Here is an 18,829-nt window from a genome sequence, read left to right as displayed (position 1 = left end):
ATAATTTGCGATCAAGCATAGAACGCGCCGGATTGACGGGGAATCTATGGCCGTATTGTGTCCGGATCTTGCCGGTTTCAAAAGGGGCGTTGCGGTTTCCGCAGACATTGCGTGAGAGGATGGTTTAGCCGTGAGCGAACACGAGACAACAAGCGAACCCCATGGCGAGCCCACTCGCCGCGATTTCCTTTACCTGACCACCGGTATGGCGGGCGTCGTGGGCGGCGTAGCGGTTGCCTGGCCGTTCATCGACCAGATGCGTCCGGATGCGTCCACGCTGGCGCTGGCGTCCATCGAGGTCGATGTCTCCAGCCTTGAGCCCGGCATGTCGCTGACGGCGAAGTGGCGCGGCAAGCCGGTCTTCATCCGCAACCGCACGGACAAGGAAGTCGAAGAGGCCAAGGCTGTCCAGCTCGCCGACCTCAAGGACCCGGTCGCCCGCAACGCGAACATCGCGTCCGACGCACAGGCGACGGACCTCGACCGCTCCGCCGGCGAGGGCAAGGAGAACTGGATCGTCATGATCGGCTCCTGTACCCATCTCGGCTGTGTTCCGCTCGGCCAGGCCGGCGATTTCGGCGGGTGGTTCTGTCCCTGCCACGGTTCTCACTACGATACCGCCGGTCGTATTCGTAAGGGCCCCGCCCCCGAGAACCTTCCTGTGCCGACCTTCTCGTTCGTATCCGACACAGTCATCAAGATCGGTTGAGGGGACTACTGATAATGAGTGCTGAACATTCAACCTACCAGCCGACGACTGGCATCGAAAAATGGGTCGATTCGCGCCTGCCTCTGCCGCGCATGATCCATGACAGCTTCGTTTCCTATCCGGTTCCGCGCAACCTGAACTATGCCTACACCTTCGGCGCCATGCTGTCGGTGATGCTGATCGTGCAGATCCTGACCGGTATCGTTCTGGCCATGCACTATGCCGCCGAAACCTCCGTCGCGTTCAACTCGGTCGAGAAGATCATGCGCGACGTGAACCACGGCTGGCTGCTGCGCTACATGCACGCCAACGGTGCATCCTTCTTCTTCATCGCGGTCTACCTGCACATTGCCCGCGGCCTCTACTACGGCTCCTACAAGGCGCCGCGCGAAATCCTCTGGATCCTCGGCGTGGTCATCTACCTGCTCATGATGGCCACCGGCTTCATGGGCTACGTTCTGCCCTGGGGCCAGATGTCCTTCTGGGGCGCGACCGTCATCACCGGCTTCTTCTCGGCCTTCCCGTGGGTCGGCGAGTGGATCCAGCAGTTCCTGCTCGGCGGCTTCGCCGTCGACAACCCGACGCTGAACCGCTTCTTCGCGCTGCACTACCTGCTGCCGTTCATGATCGCCGGCGTCGTCGTCCTGCACGTCTGGGCCCTGCACGTCACCGGCCAGACCAACCCGACCGGCGTCGAAGTGAAGTCCAAGACCGACACGGTCGCCTTCACGCCCTATGCGACGCTCAAGGACGCGCTCGGCGTTTCGGTCTTCCTGATCGTCTTCGCCTGGTTCATCTTCTACATGCCGAACTATCTCGGCCACCCGGACAACTACATCCCGGCTGATCCGCTCAAGACCCCGGCTCACATCGTTCCGGAATGGTACTACCTGCCGTTCTACGCGATGCTGCGCGCCATCACCTTCAATGTCGGCCCGATCGACTCGAAGCTCGGCGGCGTCCTGGTGATGTTCGGTGCGATCATCGTGCTGTTCTTCCTGCCCTGGCTCGACACGTCGAAGGTCCGCTCCGCCGTCTACCGCCCGTGGTACAAGTTGTTCTTCTGGATCTTCGTGGCCAATGCCATCCTGCTCGGCTGGCTCGGCGCCATGCCTGCCGAAGGCATCTACGTCATCCTCTCGCAGCTCGGCACGCTGTACTACTTTGGCTTCTTCCTCGTCATCATGCCGGTTCTCGGCCTGATCGAAACCCCGAAGCGCATTCCGAATTCGATCACGGAAGCGGTTCTGGAAAAGAAGAACGCCAAGGCGGCCAAGGCCTGATAGCGAGCGTCGAAAGGAACCATGACAATGAAAAAGCTTGTTGCAGGCATTCTGTCGCTCGCACTCGTCGCCGGTCTCGGCATCTCCCTCGCCACGGCGCAGGAAGACCACGCCGCTGCCGGCGGTGCGGAGGCCGAGCACGCCACGCCGCACTATCCCATGCATAAGCCCAAGCAGCAGGACTGGTCGTTCGCCGGCCCGTTCGGCAAGTATGACAAGGGCCAGCTGCAGCGCGGCCTGAAGGTCTATACCGAAGTCTGTTCGGCCTGCCATTCGATGAGCCTCGTCTCCTTCCGCACGCTGGAAGGCCTCGGCTACTCGGAAGCCCAGGTAAAAGCTTTCGCGGCGAACTACGAAGTTCAGGACGGCCCGAACAGCGATGGTGAGATGTTCACCCGCAAGGCCGTTCCGTCCGACTATTTCCCGTCGCCCTACGCCAACCACGAAGCGGCTGCCGCTTCGAACAACGGCGCGGCCCCGCCGGACTTCTCGCTGATCGCGAAGGCCCGCGGCATCACCCGCGGCTTCCCGCAGTTCGTCTTCGACATCTTCACGCAGTACCAGGAAGGCGGCCCGGACTACATCTACTCGCTGCTGACCGGTTACGACGAAGAGAAGCCGGCGCATCTCGAAGTCGCCGAAGGCACGCACTTCAACCCGTACTTCGCCAATGCCGCGGCGCTTGCCATGGCCAAGCCGATCTCCGACGACCAGGTCACCTATGACGACGGTTCGCCGCAGACGGTCGACCAGTACGCGCACGACGTCGCCGCCTTCCTGATGTGGGCCGCCGAGCCGCATCTCGAAGAGCGCAAGCGCACCGGCTTCATGGTCATGGTCTTCCTGGTGATCTTCACCGGCCTGATCTACCTGACGAAGAAGTCGGTCTACGCGAACAAGGAACACTGAGCGGTCCCATCGCTCTCTGTCGAAAGGCGGCCTTCGGGCCGCCTTTTTTGTTATGGAATAAATAAACCTCCACCTACGGTGGAGGACTGGACTGGTTCTACATTGTCGTTGAGAGACCTCCGCGCTTGGACCGCTAGATTGGCCGAGACATAGAACGGAGGTTTTATGGACGAACGATCGCAATCACACGCGACGTGGGACTGCAAATATCATGTGGTCTTCGCGAGTAAGTACCGAACGAAGCGCCTTTACGGGGACGTAAGGCGTGAGTTGGGTGATCTGCTGCATAATCTTGCTCGACAAAAGGGATGCGAGATCAGGGAAGGGCACTTGATGCCCGACCATGTGCACATGCTGATATCGATCCCGCCGAAATACTCGGTGTCTTCGATTGTCGGCTTTTTGAAAGGCAAGACGGCCCTTTACGTGGCCAACAAATATGCCCGCAAGCGGCGCTACAAGGGCTATCACTTTTGGGCGCGTGGGTACTTCGTCTCTACGGCTGGCTATGATGAGCAGGTCGTCAGACGTTATATCCGTAATCAGGAAAAGGCCGACAAAGCTTCCGACTTTGCCGACCTCTTTAACCGTAGCTACTAACACATAGCAAAACCGCTTCTAGCGGTTCAAGCGCAGCGTTTCAAACCTCCACCTCTGGTGGAGGTCATGACTTGAGGGCATCCGCCGCACCTGCAATAACCGGACGAAGCCCTCCGCAGCCGGGAAATCCCATGTCCATATCCAATTCCACCGTCGAACAAGAACTCGTCGCCGCGATACGCAACATCCCGGACTATCCCAAGCCCGGCATCATCTTCCGCGACATCACCACGCTGCTCGGCAATCCGCGCGCCTTCCGCCGCGCGGTGGACGAACTGGTGCATCCCTATGCCGGGATCGGCATCGCCAAGGTCGCGGGTATCGAGGCGCGCGGCTTCATTCTCGGCGGGGCCATGGCACACCAGCTATCGACCGGCTTCGTGCCGATCCGCAAGAAGGGCAAGCTGCCGCACGAGACCGTGCGCATCGCCTACAGCCTGGAATACGGCGTGGACGAGATGGAGATGCACAAGGACGCGATCAGGCCGGGCGAGAAGGTGATCCTCGTCGACGACCTGATCGCCACCGGCGGCACCGCGGAAGCGGCGGTGAAGCTGCTGCGCCAGATGGGTGCCGACATCGTCGCCGCCTGCTTCGTCATCGACCTGCCGGGCATCGGCGGGCGCAGAAAACTGGAGGCGCTGGGCGTGGAAGTGCGCACGCTGGTGGCCTTCGACGGGGACTGAGGAGTTTCCGATTCGCTTGGCGGACGTGGCTCACCCCCCTCTGCCCTGCCGGGCATCTCCCCCTCAAGGGGGGAGATTGAATCGCGGGAAGGTCTTGCCCATAACTGCCGTAGCGATCGAAGAGATGCGCTTACCACTAGCCAATCTCCCCCCTTGAGGGGGAGATGCCCGGCAGGGCAGAGGGGGGTATTCCCCGGCAGGACTATACGAATTCCAGCACCGTGCTTTCGAAGCGGACGACCGGGTCGCCGTGCTGGTTCCGGCCGGCATTGAGGATCGTGTTGATCAGCCGGTCGGAGCGGGTCGCGAGCGCGCGCGAACCCGTCAGCGTCACCGAATAGGTGATCGTATCGCCGGCGAAGACCGGTTTCAGCCAGCTCAGCTTGGTGAAGCCCGGGGAGGGGCCGAGGTTGGGCGGCACGATGCCCTCGGCGGCGAGGCGCCTGCATTCGCGCATCCAGAACGGCACGAAGCATTTCATCCAGCCCGCGCTGGTATGCCAGCCGGAGGCGCAGAGGCCGCCGAACAGCGCATGCTTTGCAAGCTCCTCGTCGAGGTGGAAGGGCTGCGGGTCGAAATCCCGCGCGAAGCGGATGATGTCTTCGGCCGTGAAGGTGAGGCTGCCGATCTCGACCGCCTCGCCGAACGGGTAGAGCTCAGCCATGCGCATGGTCGGCTTCCTTTCCGGCAAGACGCATCATGTTGATATATTCCGAAACCGCAACGAGCTCGCCGCGCTGGTTGGTGATCTCGGCGCGCATGCGCACGATGCCGATCTCCGGCCGCGAGCGCGAGGCCCGGGCATCCAGCACGATACAATGGCCGCCGAGCGTGTCGCCCGCCAGCACCGGGCGCTTCCATTCCATGAGGTCGACGCCGGGCGAGCCTTCGGAGGTCGAGCCACGAATATAGGCCTCGTAGAGCATGCGCATCATCACGGCGCTGGTGTGCCAGCCGGAGGCGGCAAGCCCGCCGAGGATGCTGTCGCGGCCGGCCGCTTCGTCGAGATGCATCGGCTGCGGATCGAATTCCTGTGCGAAGGCGATGATTTCCTCAGCCGAAAGTGTCCGCTTCTCGAAATCGAAGCGACGGCCCGGCGTAAAATCTTCAAAAGTGTAGTTGGCCACGTTCCGGTTGTCCTGTTGCGTGTGCACAATGGCGAGCGCGGCGTGCTTTGGCAAGCTCGCCCGCCCCAAATGAAAACTGCCGCCCCTTGGGCAAAGGGCGGCAGCGGATCTGCTCACGGAGAAGCGGCGGCTCGCTTACGTGTTGAAGCGGAAATGGATGACGTCGCCGTCCTGCACCACGTATTCCTTGCCTTCGTCGCGCCCCTTGCCGGCTTCCTTGGCGCCGACTTCGCCCTTGTAGGCGATGTAGTCGTCATAGGAGATCGTGAAGGCGCGGATGAAGCCGCGTTCGAAATCGGTGTGGATCACGCCGGCGGCCTGCGGCGCCTTGGTGCCGCGCACGATGGTCCAGGCGCGGGTCTCCTTGGGGCCGACCGTGAAATAGGTGATGAGGTCGAGGAGGTGGTAGCCGGCGCGGATGAGGCGGTCGAGGCCTGCTTCCTCGAGGCCGAGCGCCGAGAGGAACTCGGCGGCTTCCTCTTCCGGAAGCTGGGCGACCTCGGATTCGATCGCGGCCGAGATGATGACGCATTCGGCGCCCTGTTCCTTCGCCATGGCGGCGACGGCTTCGGTATGCGTGTTGCCGGTGGACGCATCGCCCTCGGCGACGTTGCAGACATAGAGGACCGGATGCGAGGTCAGGAGGTTGAGGCCCTTCAGGATCTCGATCTCCTCCGGCGCCAGCGTCTTCAGGAGAAGACGCGCCGGCTTGCCCTCGTTGAGCAGCTTGACCACGGCTTCCATGATCGGCAACTGAGCCAGGGATTCCTTGTCCTTGCCGGTCGCCCGCTTGCGGGTCTGCTCGACGCGGCGTTCCAGGCTTTCGAGGTCGGCGAGCATCAGCTCGGTCTCGATCGTGTCGGCATCGCCCACCGGGTTGATGCGGCCCTCGACATGGGTGATGTCGTCGTCCTCGAAGCAGCGCAGGACATGCACAACCGCATCGACTTCGCGGATGTTGGCGAGGAACTTGTTGCCGAGGCCTTCACCCTTGGACGCGCCGCGCACCAGGCCGGCGATGTCGACGAAGGAGATGCGCGTCGGGATGATCTCCTTGGAGCCGGCGATGCCGGCGAGCGCCTTCATGCGCGGGTCGGGCACCGCCACTTCGCCGGTGTTCGGCTCGATGGTGCAGAAGGGATAGTTCGCCGCCTGGGCGGCCGCCGTCTTGGTCAGCGCGTTGAAGAGGGTCGACTTGCCGACATTCGGCAGACCGACGATACCGCATTTGAAACCCATGGAGGTGGTCCATTCGTCTTAGGAAAATCGTTGCCCTCGCTATGGGGGAAGGACAGGGCAGGGTCAAGACCCAGCGCCTCTCGGGCCTTGAAGTCGCGCTTCCTGCGATGCACAATGGCCCCACATCGCTCGAAGCCAACGGTACGAGGAGCTTGCGATGAGCAATGGCGATACGACCCTCACCCCGAAGACCGATACCAAGCCGAAGCTGGAACGGCCGAAGCTCTACAAGGTCATTCTCGTCAACGACGACTATACGCCGCGCGAATTCGTCGTGCTGGTGCTCAAGGCCGTCTTCAGCATGAATGCGGATGCGAGCTATCGCGTCATGATGACCGCGCACAAGCTCGGCACCTGCGTGGTCGTCGTCTGCGCCCGCGATATCGCGGAAACCAAGGCGAAGGAGGCGACGGACCTCGCCAAGGAGGCCGGCTTCCCGCTGCTGTTCCAGACCGAGCCGGAGGAGTAGGGCGTCGCCGCCTATTCGCCCTTGTTGCCGAACAGCTTCTTCAGCATATCGGCCATCGGCCCGCTCGTCGGCAGGGCCTTCGGCTGGGCGTGGTTGCGCGCCTGGCGGATGTGGGACTGGCCGGCGGGCTTAGCGGGCTGCGCCTTTTCCTCCGGCTTGCTGCCGGTGGCGAGCGCCAGCTTGTTCATGAGCTGCGAATCCTCGCCGCGCACCAGCATGTCGGCGTTGATGGCGAGCTCGTCGAGCAGCGGGTCGAGCCAGACATGGTCGGCCTTGGCGAAATCGCCGAGCACATGGCCGGTGACGAGCTCCTTGACGCCGGGATGGCCGATGCCGAGGCGCAGGCGCCGGTATTCCCTGCCGCAATGGGCGTCGATCGACTTGATGCCGTTGTGCCCGCCATGGCCGCCGCCGACCTTGATGCGCGCCTTGCCGGGCGCAAGGTCGAGTTCGTCGTAGATGGCGACGATGTCCTTGGGGGCAAGCTTGTAGAATCGCATGGCCTCGCCGACGGATTCGCCGGAAAGGTTCATGAAGGTCTGGGGCTTGACGAGCAGCACCTTCTCGCCGGCAAGCTCGCCCTCGGAAATCTCCGCCTTGAACTTCTTCGACCAGGGCGAGAACGGGTTCTTGCGGTGGATGGCGTCCAGCGCCATGAAACCGATATTGTGGCGGTTGCCCGCATATTTTGCGCCCGGATTGCCGAGCCCGGTGATTACAAGCATGAAATCGTCCGCCAAAAGCTGTGCTTGATCTTCACCACCGCGAAAGCAGCCGGAAGTCAACCGCCCTTGCTTATTTCTTCGCGCCGTCCTGCGCCGTGCGTGCATTCGGCGGCAGGCCGTAGGCGGCGAAGATGCGGTCCTGCTCGCCGCTCGCGATCAGCTTGTCCAGCTCCGTCTGAAGACGTCCGATCACGTCCGGCGGCGTATCCTTCTGGCAGGCGAGGCCGTAGATCTGGCCGGCCAGCAGCATGGCCTTCTCGACCGGCTGCCCCTGCTTCACCAGGCTTTCGTAGGTCTTGATGGAGGTCGGCAGCAGGTCCACCCGGCCGGAAAGGAGCTTGCGCAAGGAGAGGTCGATATCGGCGGCAAGGTCGATGTCCTTGAAGCCGAGGTCTTCCAGCGCCTCTACGCCGAAATCGCCGCGCTGCGAGCCGACCTTCATGCCGAGCGCTTCCGCCATGGTAGCCGGGCCCCTGCTGCCGTCCTTGCGCTTCAGCATCACCATCTCGTCTTTCAAGAGAGGATTGACCCAGGTGAACTGGCCGGCGCGCTCCCGGTTGTAGCCGGTCGTGAAGACGCAATGCATCGGCTGGTTCTGCGCCATGGCGAAGGCGCGGGCCCAGGGCATGATCTCGATCGTGTAGTCGATGCCGGCCGCCTTGGCGATCGCCTCGACCTGCTCGACCGCGATGCCGGTGATCCTGCCGCCCTCGGAATAATTGAAGGGGGCATATTCTTCCGTAACGAAGTGCAGCGTTTCGGCAAGGCAGGCCGAAAGCGGGGCGAGCGACAGGCAGAGCGTCAAAAGCAGCGTCTTCATCGTCTCGTCCCCCGGTTTTTCAGGACGCCGCGGCCCGGCGCTCCGGCACGTCCGGCATGGCGAATTCATCCAGCTTTTCCAGCAGCGCGTCGAGCGGCAGGGGCCTGCTGAGGAGATAGCCCTGGCCGAACTCGATGTTCATCGCCTGGAGGATGTCCCATTGCTCGGTGGTTTCGATGCCTTCGGCCACCACGGCGCAGCCCATCTGGTGCGAGATGGTGCGGATGCCCTCGACGAGCATGCGGCTCTTGCGGCGCACGTCCGGCTGGTCGGAGGAGAGCGAGCGGGTGAAGGACTGGTCGACCTTGACGATATCGACCGGGAAGCGGTTGAGATAGCTCAGGGACGAATAGCCCGTGCCGAAGTCGTCGAGCGCGATGCGGCAGCCGAGGTCGGAGAGCGCGTCGAGCACGTCGCGCACCACGGGATTGTCGAGCATCAGCACCGCTTCGGTGATCTCCACGACGATGCGCGAGGGCGTGATGCCCTGCTCCAGCAGCAGCGCGGCAAGGCGGGCGGGCAGGGCGGGCTCGAATTGCAGCGGCGAGAAGTTCACCGCCAGATAGCTGTCGGCAAGCCCTTCCAGCCTGGAGATGACGGCGAGGCTGGCGATGGACTTCGACAGGATGCAATCGCCGATGCGGCCGATCGAGCCGTTCTCCTCGGCGATGCCGATGATGTCGGCCGGTGGCAGGATGCCGCGCTCGGGATGATGAAGGCGCATCAGCGCCTCGAAGCCGGCGACGCGACCGTCTGAAAGGCTGACGATCGGCTGGAGATGGGCGGTGAACCAGTCGTCGCGCAGGCCCTGGTCGATGAACTGCTCGGTTTCCAGCCGCTTGCGGGCGATGTCGACCATGTTGTTGTCGAAGATCTGCACGCCGTTCTTGCCGCTGCGCTTGCGGGCATACATGGCCATGTCCGATTTCTGCAGCAGGCAGGCGGCGGTGGCGGCGTGGTCGGGATAGACGGCGACGCCGATGCTGGCGCTGACATGAAGCTCTGCGCCGTTCACCACGAGGGGCGCCCGCAGGCTCGCGACGAGGCGCTCGCTGACGTCGAGGGCGAGCTGGCGGGCATGGGGCGCGGACAGGAGGATGGCGAACTCGTCGCCGCCGAGCCGGGCGATGACATCGCCGGCGCGCAACTGGCGGCGCAGGCGCATCGCCACCTGGCAGAGCACGTCGTCGCCGGCGGCATGGCCGAGATTGTCGTTGATCCACTTGAAGCGGTCGAGATCGACGAAGAGGCAGGCGAGGGGCTGGCCGAGCTTGTCGGCCTCGACGATCAGGTCGTCGAGCACGGCTTCGAAGCCCTGCCGGTTGAGAAGGCCGGTCAGATGGTCGGTGATCGCCTGGCGATGGTTGCGGCTCTCCGCCTCCTTGAGGTCGGTGACATCGGTCATGACGGAGAGCGAGAGCGCCTGCCGCCCGCCGCTCGCCTCGGTGTCCGTTTCCAGGATCAGCACGTCGATCAGGCTGCTGTCGGCGCAGCGGAAACGCACCGTGACGTCGCAGATGCCGTTTTCCGGCCCGTTCGCGGCGTGGCGCTTGCGGTAGGTGTCGCGCCATTCCTCGGCGACGAAATCGGTGAATTCCTGGCCGATTACCTGATCGCGGCGATAGCCGGTGGCGGTCAGCCAATAGTCGCTGACGGCGGTGATGCGGTTGTGCGCATCGATCGAGAAGAGCATTGCCGGCGTCAGGTTGTAGATGTCGGTGGCACGCGCATGGGCGAGCTTGAGCTCCTTTTCCTCGCGCTCCAGCTTGCTCTGCATCTCGTTGAAATTATGGGCGAGCGCGCCCATCTCGTCGTTCGAGGTCCAGTCGACATGGTGGCGGGAGCCGAGCCGGCGGGTGGCCTCGATCGCCGCCGTCAGCCGCATCAGCGGCCGGATGATGGTGATGCGGTTGCCGATGATGGCGGCGGTGAAGAGCGTCGCCACGGCGAAGAAGAAGATGGCGAAGATGCTCATCTCGTCCTTCGTGAAGCGCGAGAAGATACCTTCCTTCCGAAGCCAGATCTCCGCGGTGCCGACCTTCTTGATGCCGTCGGAGGCCTTGTGGAGGATGTCGGTCTTCACGATGGAGCGGGCTTCGTCCGGATTGGGCGCGACGGCCGGCTTACGGATGTCGATCGTACCGGACGTGTCGCGCACATGCACGAAGCCGATATCGGCCTCGGCCTCCAGGCCGCCGACGATCTGGTCGATGCTCTCCTTGTCGAAGTCCCAAAGTGGCTTGCCGAGCGCCTGGACATTGGTCTTCAGCAGGACTTCCGTGTTCTGCAGCCGCTCGCGGGCGACGCGATCGGAGGAAAGGATGAGGAAGAGGACGAAGAGCGGGGCGACGAAAACCAGCAGCGCGCCGATGACGATGGCGATGAAGCGGCTTTCCACCGAGTGCACTTTCATGCCGGTTGCCCCCATGCCGCGCTGCGAAGCCAGCCCATAGCGCCCCTCTTTTGGCTTTCGTCATTTGTGGGCCTAGACTTTCATCAAAGTCTTAAATGTTGCTGAAATACGGACCCGGAAAAGTACTGATAATTCAAACTTCCCGCAGCGGTAGTACTGGAAAATCGGCAAAGAAAAACCCCGCATCCGGGGGACGCGGGGCTCTGGAAAACATCCCTTCGACGGGGATTATTCCTCGGAAGCTTCCGCTTCTTCTTCCTTCACGCCGCCGGCCGGGGTCGCGATCGTTGCGATCGTGAAGTCGCGGTCGGTGATGACCGGGCTCGTGCCCTTCGGCAGCTTGATGTTCGAGATGTGGATGCCGTCGCCGACCTTGAGGCCAGCGAGGTCCGCCGTGATGAATTCCGGAATGTCACCGGCCGAAGCGTGCAGCTCGACAGCGTGGCGAACGACGTTCAGGACGCCGCCGATCTTGATGCCCGGGGACTTCTCTTCGTTGATGAAGTGAACCGGAACTTCGACCACGACATGGGTGTTGCCCGAGACGCGCAGGAAGTCGACATGCATCGTGAAGTCGCGGACCGGATCGAGCTGGAAGTCCTTCGGGAGAACCTTGATCTTCTCGCCGTTGACGTCGATCGTGGCGACCGTCGTCTTGAAGCCGCCGGCGTGGATGCGCTGCGTGACGTCCTTGGTCGAGATGGCGATGGCAAGCGGGGACTGCTTGTCGCCGTAGATAACTGCAGGAATAAGACCGTTGCGGCGAAGTTCACGGGAGGACCCCTTACCAACCCGTTCGCGCGTTTCGGCCTTGAGCTCGTAAGTTTCGTGGCTCATGGCTTTACCTTTCGTGTGTTACTGGAGAGTTTTCCACGGCTGGCGCCTTCGCCGACCGCGCAAAACTTGAGGATTTCGTGAAAGCCTCATCCGCGTTGCCTCCAAGGGTGTCTACGCGGACGGGGCTCGATAAACGAGAATGCCCGGAAATGCAAGGCCTGCGCCCGGATTGACACGGTGCCGCCGCGATTGGATGTTCGGTTGCAGATCGTTCGGCGAAGGAGACCAGAATGAGAAGACAGATCCTGATGGCCTCGGCCGCCCTTGCGCTCGTATCCGCGAGCCCAGCCTTCGCCCAGGAGATTTCGCCCACCGAAGCCGAAAGCATCCAGCAGCGCCTTACCCGCTACCTGCCGCGGGAGATGATCGACGCGGGGCTCGTCACCGTCAAGGCGGCGTCGTCCTTCTACGAGCTGCGTTTCAACCCGGCGGTGCTTCTCGACAAGGCCAAGACCGGTGCCGTAAAGCTCGAAGGCCTGAAGCCGATGACGGCCTATCTGCGGCCGATGCCGGAAGGCACCTACCGGATCGAGGCGAACGACAGCCTCGACATCAAGGGATCGGTCGATATCGCCGACGGCAAGAACTCGTTCTCCTATGTCGTCGATTCGATGAAGCTCGACGGCATCTACGATCCGGAAATCCTCTACTTCACCTCGGCCGACTGGTCCGCCAGGCGGCTCGCCTTCTCCAGCACCTCGCCGAAGGAAAGCGTGACGGCGAGTTTCGGCGAGACGGCGATGCGCGTTGAGGCCGAGAAGAAGGATGCCGGAACGCTCGACATTTCCTCGACCGGGGTGATGAAGGCCTTTGCCGAGACGATCACCGGCGGGCCGTCCGGCCGGGTGGATATCGGCGCCGATACGGTCGATATCGATGTCAGCATGGACGGCGCGCGCTACAAGGTGGTGCAGGACCTCGTCTTCTTCGTGCTCGACAACATGGACAAGGACAAGCTGGAGGCGGCGGACGCCACGCGGCTGAAGGACCTGCTGCGCGCTTCCCTGCCGGTCTTCGACAACCTGACGGAGACGATCAAGGCCTCGAACGTGACGGTCGGCACGGAGAAAGGCACGTTTGGAGCAGAGACCGTCAGCTACAACCTCGCCATGAACGGCATCGCGCATTCGACCCGCTTTGGCTTCGGCTTCGGCGTGGAGAAGCCGAAGCCGCCGGCCGGCGTGCTGCCTGCCGCCTACGAGGGCGCGCTGCCAGAGCGGGCGACCTTCAAGGCGGCGGTCGCTGATCTCGATCTTGCAGGCGCCGTCACCTATCTCATCGAGCATGCCGACTTCACCAAGCCGGAGCCGTTGACGGAGGAGCAGAACAAGGAGATCGGCCGCATCATCCTGCCCGGTGGGGCGATGACCGTTGAGTTTGAAGACGTCTCCGCCGTCTCGCCGATCTACGACGTGCATCTGGCAGGCAAGATGCTGGTCTATCCCGAGGATAAGGACCGCCACAGCGCTGACGTGACGATCACCATGCGCAGCTTCGACAAGACCGTCGCCTATCTCCAGCAGAACGCAGCCGCCGTGCCGCAGTTCGGCCAGGCGGCGTTCGGCCTTCTCATGATGAAGGGTCTTGCCCGCGATGCCGGCGACGGCGCGCAGGCCTGGGACCTGACGGTCGGCGAGGACGGCAAGGTGCTGATCAACGGCCGCCCGCTGCCGTTCCAGCAGTAGGCTTTCAGGCCCGCAGCTTGCCCGCGAAGCGGGTGAGCGCCAGCATCAGGCCGCCGGCGATCAAGCCCCAGAATGCGCCGGAAATGCTGGCGAAGGAGACGCCCGAGGCGGTGACGAGGAAGGTCACCGCCGCCGCCTCGCGGCCGTCCGGCTCCTTGAAGGCGTTAAGGGCCGAGTTGGCGAAGGCGCTGATCAGCGCAAGGCCCGCAACGGCCTGGATGAGGATCGGCGGGGCGAGGCTGACGAAGGCGGTGACGGCGCCTGCGGCAAGCCCGAAGATCACGTAGAAGACGCCCGCATTGATGGCCGCCCAGTAGCGTTTCGCCGGGTCGGGGTGTGCATCGCTGCCGGCGCACATGGCGGCGGTGATGGCGGCGAGGTTGACGGCGTGGCCGCCGAAAGGGGCCGACAGCAGCGAGAAGAGGCCCGTCACGGCGAAGAGCGGGCCGGGGCGGGGCTCGTAGTGGTTGACCTTCAGGACGGCGATGCCCGGAATGTTCTGCGAGGCCATGGTGACGATGAAGAGCGGCAGGGCGATGCCGACGAGCCCGGCGACCGTGAAGACCGGCGTGACGAATTCCGGCTTCGGCAACAGCGTCTCGGCGAGGCCGGCAAGGGCGCCGTCCGGGATGTCGATGCCGAAGGCGAGCACCGCGACGAAGGCGGCAAGCGCCGCCGGCACGGCATAAAGCCGGTTGAAGCTGCCGACGACGACCCAGGCGATGACGATCGGCAGGCCGAGCAGCGGGTCGAAGGCGATGGCCTTGGCCGGCGCGAAGCAGAGGCCGATCAGGACGCCGGCGAGCATGGCATTGGCGAGCGCCGCCGGGATGGCGGCTACCATGCGGCCGAGCGGCTTCCAGAGACCTGCGATGACGATCAGCACCGCGCAGACGAGAAACCCGCCGACGGCCGTCGCAAAACCGCCCTCGACGGCACCCGAGCTTGCGAGCAGCGCCGCGCCGGGCGTCGACCAGGCGATGGAGATGGGAAGGCGCGTCGCGACGCTGAGCACGATGGCGCAAACGCCCATCGAGACCGAAAGCGCCATCAGGCCGGAAGCGGCCTGAGCCTCCGTCGCGCCGACGCCAGTCAGGCCGTGCAGCACGACGGCGAAGGAACTGGCAAAGCCGACGAAGGCGGTGAGCAGGCCCATGAACAGGGCTTGGGCGGAAAAATCACGGAGCATGGCTGAGATCGATGCTGAAAAGGAATGCGCACTGGTAACAGGCGGCGCGGGGCTTGGAAACAGGGTTGTCGCTTACGATGGAAGGCCCCTCCCTAAATCCCTCCCCACAAGGGGGAGGGACTTATTGCGCGGCGCGCTCGACGTGGAACATGGAGTGAAGAGCAAGCTGCGACCTTTCTCCCCCCTTGTGGGGGAGATGCCGGCAGGCAGAGAGTGTCTTCATGCGTTAGCCGTGCTGCAAGCGGATGAGGGGACATGCCCTGCGAAACGTTCATGACCGGGAGGCCATGGCATCCCTCCGGTCTTGGACCTTCGTCCTGCTGGACCCCGTGGCGGAAATGCGGGTATAGTCTGCGGCGTTATATTCTGGTGCGACGATCGGTCGGAAGCTTTCGGGAGGAGAGCGGATGCCTGCGCGTTTCGATCACGCGGATCATGTGAACACCGTGGCGGCCCATGCCTCGGCTGCGGCGAGTTCGCCGGTTGCGGCCTCCTGGCGCCGCTGCCTGACGCTCCATGGCCTTTCCCCGGAGGAGGCCCGCACGCCGTGGCGGCTGACGGAAGCCGAGTTCCGGCAGGTCCGTCTTCGTTCCAGCGTCCTGATCGAGGAGGCGCGGGGCGAGATCGACCGGCTGTTCGCCACGGTCGGCAAGGCCGGCTGCTGCCTGCTTCTGACGGACGAGAACGGCATCGCGCTCGAAAGGCGCGGGGCGGCGGGCGACGATCGCGATTTCCGCGGCGTGGGCCTGTGGTCCGGCACGGTCTGGAGCGAGGCGAGCGTCGGCACCAACGGCATCGGCACGGCGCTTGCCGACGAACGGCCGGTGCTCATCCTGCGCGACCAGCATTTCCTGTCGCAGAACACCGGGCTTTCCTGCACCACGGCGCCGATCCGCGACCATACCGGCCGCATCGCCGCGGCTATCGACATTTCCACATGTCGCAATGACGCGAACGAGATGACCATGTCGATCCTCTCGCAGGCCGTGCGCGATGCCGCTGCGCGCATAGAGGCTGGCCTGTTCCGCCGTGCCTTCTCGGCCGCCCGCATCCTGCTCGTGCCGGTCGAGGGCCGCACCGCGCCGGCGCTGCTTGCCGTCGATCGCGACGATCTCGTGCTTGGCGCCACGCGGGCCGCCCGGCAGGTGCTCGGTCTCGACGACCGGCGCATCGCCACCGGCATCGCCGCCTCGGACCTTCTCCACGAAGACCGGGCGAAAGAGGGACGGGACCTCGACGATGCCGAGCGCGCCGCGCTTCGCCGCGTCCTCACGCGCGCCGGCGGCAATGTCAGCCAGGCGGCGGACCTGCTCGGCATCAGCCGCGCGACGCTCTATCGCAAGATGAAGAAGCTCTCGATCAACTGATATTGCGCCGCAGCACAGCCGGGCGTGTCCTCCTGTCTCAAATCTGAAACAGTCGCGCCGGCCATCGCCGGTGGGCCTCTACCGCAAATGCCGGAAGCGCCGCACCATCCTCCCGACGACCCAGTCCGGGTCCTTTTGGGAGGAATGACATGCTGCATCAGAAGATCGTCGAGAACCCGTACAAGGCGAAGTACGGCAACTTCATCGGTGGCGAATGGAAGGAGCCGGTTGCGGGTCGCTACTTCGACAACATCACGCCGATCACCGGCGGCAAGCTCTGCGAGATCGCGCGCTCCGACGCCGCCGACATCGAGCTTGCGCTCGACGCCGCCCATGCCGTGAAGGACAAGTGGGGCCGCACCTCCACCACCGAGCGCTCCAACATCCTCATGAAGATCGCCCAGCGCATGGAGGACAATCTCGATCTCCTCGCCCGCGCGGAAACCTGGGACAACGGCAAGCCGCTGCGCGAAACGCTCGCCGCCGACATTCCGCTCGCCATCGACCATTTCCGTTATTTCGCCTCGTGCGTTCGCGCGCAGGAAGGCACGATCGGCGAGGTCGACCACGAGACCGTCGCCTATCACTTCCACGAGCCGCTGGGCGTCGTCGGGCAGATCATCCCGTGGAACTTCCCGATCCTGATGGCCGCCTGGAAGCTGGCGCCGGCGCTTGCGGCCGGCAACTGCGTGGTGCTGAAGCCCGCCGAGCAGACGCCGTCCTCGATCCTCGTCTGGGCGGAGCTTATCGGCGATCTCTTGCCGGCCGGTGTGCTCAACATCGTCAATGGTTTCGGTCTCGAAGCCGGCAAGCCGCTCGCCTCCAACCCACGCATCGCAAAGATCGCCTTTACCGGCGAAACGACGACCGGGCGGCTGATCATGCAATATGCCAGCCAGAACCTCATTCCGGTGACGCTGGAACTCGGAGGCAAGTCGCCGAACATCTTCTTCGCCGACGTCATGAACGAGGACGACGACTATCTCGACAAGGCGCTCGAAGGGTTTGCGATGTTCGCGCTCAACCAGGGTGAGGTCTGCACGTGCCCGAGCCGTGCGCTGGTGCACGAGAAGATCTACGACCGCTTCATGGAGAAGGCGATCAAGCGCGTCGAAAAGATCGTGCAGGGCAACCCGCTCGATACGGCGACGATGATCGGCGCGCAGGCTTCCTCCGAGCAGTTGGAAAAGATCCTCTCCTATATCGACATCGGCCGGCAGGAGGGCGCGGAAGTGCTGACCGGCGGCGGACGCAACGATCTCGGCGGCGATCTTGCGGGCGGCTACTATGTCAAGCCGACCGTCTTTCGCGGCCACAACAAGATGCGCGTCTTCCAGGAGGAGATCTTCGGGCCGGTCGTCTCGGTCACGACCTTCAAGGACGATGCGGAAGCGCTTTCCATCGCCAACGACACGCTCTACGGCCTCGGCGCCGGCGTGTGGAGCCGCGATGCCAACCGCTGCTACCATTTCGGCCGCGATATCCAGGCCGGCCGCGTCTGGACCAATTGCTACCACGCCTATCCGGCCCATGCGGCCTTCGGCGGCTACAAGCAGTCGGGTATCGGCCGCGAAACGCACAAGATGATGCTCGACCACTACCAGCAGACCAAGAACATGCTGGTCAGCTACTCTCCCAAGGCGCTCGGTTTCTTCTGAGCGGCCGCCGCCTTCCCCCTGTCGGAGAAGGCGATCGAAGGGCGGGAGCGCTGTCCGCCTTTGCTCCTGCCCCATCCCTCTCCCCGCCCACCCGGGGAGAGGGAAAATGCGTTGAGGGAGAGCTGTCATGTCCGAAGTCTCAGAACCGCGCGTCGTGGCGACCGATGCCGCACTGGCTTTCATCCGGGAAATCCAGGCGGATCATCCCGACATCCTGTTCCATCAGTCGGGCGGCTGCTGCGACGGTTCCTCGCCCATGTGCTATCCGGCTGATGACTACATCGTCGGCGACCGGGACGTGAAGCTCGGCGAGATCGGTGGCGTGCCGGTCTATATCAGTGAAAGCCAGTTCGATGTGTGGAAGCACACGCAACTGATCATCGACGTCGTGCCCGGCCGCGGTGGCATGTTCTCGCTCGACAATGGCCGGGAGAAACGCTTCCTCACCCGTTCGCGGCTGTTCGGTGGCGGCGAGGCCTGCCCGTTGCCGGGCCGCTAGACCAACAAAAACCCCGCCGGTGGAACGGCGGGGTCTTGTTATGGAATAAATAAACCTCCACCTACGGTGGAGGACTGGACTGGTTCTACATTGTCGTTGAGAGACCTCCGCGCTTGGACCGCTAGATTGGCCGAGACATAGAACGGAGGTTTTATGGACGAACGATCGCAATCACACGCGACGTGGGACTGCAAATATCATGTGGTCTTCGCGAGTAAGTACCGAACGAAGCGCCTTTACGGGGACGTAAGGCGTGAGTTGGGTGATCTGCTGCATAATCTTGCTCGACAAAAGGGATGCGAGATCAGGGAAGGGCACTTGATGCCCGACCATGTGCACATGCTGATATCGATCCCGCCGAAATACTCGGTGTCTTCGATTGTCGGCTTTTTGAAAGGCAAGACGGCCCTTTACGTGGCCAACAAATATGCCCGCAAGCGGCGCTACAAGGGCTATCACTTTTGGGCGCGTGGGTACTTCGTCTCTACGGCTGGCTATGATGAGCAGGTCGTCAGACGTTATATCCGTAATCAGGAAAAGGCCGACAAAGCTTCCGACTTTGCCGACCTCTTTAACCGTAGCTACTAACACATAGCAAAACCGCTTCTAGCGGT

Annotated in this window: 19 protein-coding genes; 11 read left to right on the top strand and 8 right to left on the bottom strand. The window is 63.4% G+C overall.

Annotation, left to right across the window (positions count from 1 at the left end):
* Positions 1-130: 130 nt before the first annotated feature.
* The 5 genes from petA to Q9316_RS12985 all read left to right on the top strand — a co-directional run bounded on the left by petA (position 131) and on the right by Q9316_RS12985 (position 4,187).
* On the top strand, positions 131-709 hold the full coding sequence (gene petA, locus Q9316_RS13005; protein WP_306032028.1) for a ubiquinol-cytochrome c reductase iron-sulfur subunit: 579 nt from the start codon (positions 131-133) through the stop codon (positions 707-709).
* A gap of 14 nt (positions 710-723) precedes the next feature.
* Positions 724-1,992 carry a cytochrome b gene (locus Q9316_RS13000; RefSeq protein ID WP_306032027.1) on the top strand — a complete coding sequence of 423 codons (1,269 nt, stop codon included), beginning with the start codon at positions 724-726 and terminating at the stop codon, positions 1,990-1,992.
* Positions 1,993-2,019: 27 nt separating this feature from the next.
* Entirely contained in the window at positions 2,020-2,901 is an 882-nt protein-coding gene (locus Q9316_RS12995; protein WP_306032026.1) for a cytochrome c1, read from the top strand.
* A 165-nt stretch (positions 2,902-3,066) separates the two neighbouring features.
* A complete protein-coding gene (gene tnpA, locus Q9316_RS12990) occupies positions 3,067-3,501 on the top strand; it encodes an IS200/IS605 family transposase (protein WP_306031944.1) in 435 nt (144 codons plus the stop codon).
* Between the two features lie 131 nt (positions 3,502-3,632).
* Complete coding sequence (locus tag Q9316_RS12985; protein WP_306032025.1) at positions 3,633-4,187, top strand: adenine phosphoribosyltransferase; 555 nt, start codon at positions 3,633-3,635, stop codon at positions 4,185-4,187.
* A 202-nt stretch (positions 4,188-4,389) separates the two neighbouring features.
* On the opposite strand, the gene Q9316_RS12980 is transcribed toward Q9316_RS12985, so the two are convergent.
* The 3 genes from Q9316_RS12980 to ychF all read right to left on the bottom strand — a co-directional run bounded on the left by Q9316_RS12980 (position 4,390) and on the right by ychF (position 6,553).
* On the bottom strand, positions 4,390-4,857 hold the full coding sequence (locus Q9316_RS12980; RefSeq protein WP_306032024.1) for a MaoC family dehydratase: 468 nt from the start codon (positions 4,855-4,857) through the stop codon (positions 4,390-4,392).
* Positions 4,844-5,314 (bottom strand): MaoC family dehydratase, encoded by a 471-nt coding sequence (locus tag Q9316_RS12975; RefSeq protein ID WP_306032023.1) that lies wholly within the window; start codon positions 5,312-5,314, stop codon positions 4,844-4,846. The genes Q9316_RS12980 and Q9316_RS12975 overlap by 14 nt, the downstream gene beginning before the upstream one ends.
* 135 nt (positions 5,315-5,449) lie before the next feature.
* Complete coding sequence (gene ychF, locus Q9316_RS12970) at positions 5,450-6,553, bottom strand: redox-regulated ATPase YchF (protein ID WP_306032022.1); 1,104 nt, start codon at positions 6,551-6,553, stop codon at positions 5,450-5,452.
* Positions 6,554-6,710: 157 nt separating this feature from the next.
* On the opposite strand from ychF, the gene clpS reads away from it, so the two are divergent.
* Entirely contained in the window at positions 6,711-7,022 is a 312-nt protein-coding gene (gene clpS, locus Q9316_RS12965; RefSeq protein WP_306032021.1) for an ATP-dependent Clp protease adapter ClpS, read from the top strand.
* A gap of 11 nt (positions 7,023-7,033) precedes the next feature.
* Here clpS and pth read toward each other — a convergent pair whose 3' ends face one another.
* The 4 genes from pth to Q9316_RS12945 all read right to left on the bottom strand — a co-directional run bounded on the left by pth (position 7,034) and on the right by Q9316_RS12945 (position 11,817).
* Positions 7,034-7,747: an aminoacyl-tRNA hydrolase gene (gene pth, locus Q9316_RS12960; protein ID WP_306032020.1), complete on the bottom strand. Its 714-nt coding sequence runs from the start codon at positions 7,745-7,747 to the stop codon at positions 7,034-7,036.
* Between the two features lie 70 nt (positions 7,748-7,817).
* Entirely contained in the window at positions 7,818-8,567 is a 750-nt protein-coding gene (locus Q9316_RS12955; protein WP_306032019.1) for a substrate-binding periplasmic protein, read from the bottom strand.
* Positions 8,568-8,586: 19 nt separating this feature from the next.
* Positions 8,587-10,980: an EAL domain-containing protein gene (locus tag Q9316_RS12950; protein ID WP_306032018.1), complete on the bottom strand. Its 2,394-nt coding sequence runs from the start codon at positions 10,978-10,980 to the stop codon at positions 8,587-8,589.
* A 228-nt stretch (positions 10,981-11,208) separates the two neighbouring features.
* A complete protein-coding gene (locus Q9316_RS12945) occupies positions 11,209-11,817 on the bottom strand; it encodes a 50S ribosomal protein L25/general stress protein Ctc (protein WP_306032017.1) in 609 nt (202 codons plus the stop codon).
* A 230-nt stretch (positions 11,818-12,047) separates the two neighbouring features.
* Between Q9316_RS12945 and Q9316_RS12940 the strand changes: the two genes are divergently transcribed.
* A complete protein-coding gene (locus Q9316_RS12940) occupies positions 12,048-13,502 on the top strand; it encodes a hypothetical protein (RefSeq protein ID WP_306032016.1) in 1,455 nt (484 codons plus the stop codon).
* A 4-nt stretch (positions 13,503-13,506) separates the two neighbouring features.
* Here the strand turns inward: Q9316_RS12940 and Q9316_RS12935 are convergent, their stop codons facing one another.
* Entirely contained in the window at positions 13,507-14,691 is a 1,185-nt protein-coding gene (locus Q9316_RS12935) for a benzoate/H(+) symporter BenE family transporter (RefSeq protein WP_306032015.1), read from the bottom strand.
* A 407-nt stretch (positions 14,692-15,098) separates the two neighbouring features.
* On the opposite strand from Q9316_RS12935, the gene Q9316_RS12930 reads away from it, so the two are divergent.
* From Q9316_RS12930 to tnpA (Q9316_RS12915), 4 genes are all read left to right on the top strand, one after another.
* On the top strand, positions 15,099-16,058 hold the full coding sequence (locus Q9316_RS12930; RefSeq protein ID WP_306032014.1) for a helix-turn-helix domain-containing protein: 960 nt from the start codon (positions 15,099-15,101) through the stop codon (positions 16,056-16,058).
* Between the two features lie 149 nt (positions 16,059-16,207).
* Positions 16,208-17,716, top strand: a complete 1,509-nt coding sequence (gene adh, locus Q9316_RS12925; protein ID WP_306032013.1) for an aldehyde dehydrogenase — start codon at positions 16,208-16,210, stop codon at positions 17,714-17,716.
* Between the two features lie 127 nt (positions 17,717-17,843).
* Positions 17,844-18,215: a DUF779 domain-containing protein gene (locus tag Q9316_RS12920; RefSeq protein WP_306032012.1), complete on the top strand. Its 372-nt coding sequence runs from the start codon at positions 17,844-17,846 to the stop codon at positions 18,213-18,215.
* 153 nt (positions 18,216-18,368) lie between these two features.
* Positions 18,369-18,803: an IS200/IS605 family transposase gene (gene tnpA / locus Q9316_RS12915; protein ID WP_306031944.1), complete on the top strand. Its 435-nt coding sequence runs from the start codon at positions 18,369-18,371 to the stop codon at positions 18,801-18,803.
* The last annotated feature ends 26 nt before the right edge of the window (positions 18,804-18,829 follow it).

This window comes from Shinella zoogloeoides (assembly GCF_030733845.1).
In the GTDB taxonomy this organism is placed as follows: Bacteria; Pseudomonadota; Alphaproteobacteria; order Rhizobiales; family Rhizobiaceae; genus Shinella; species Shinella zoogloeoides_C.
The sequence above is the reverse complement of the archived record's forward strand: the minus strand, read 5'-3'. Positions and strand labels throughout refer to the sequence as shown.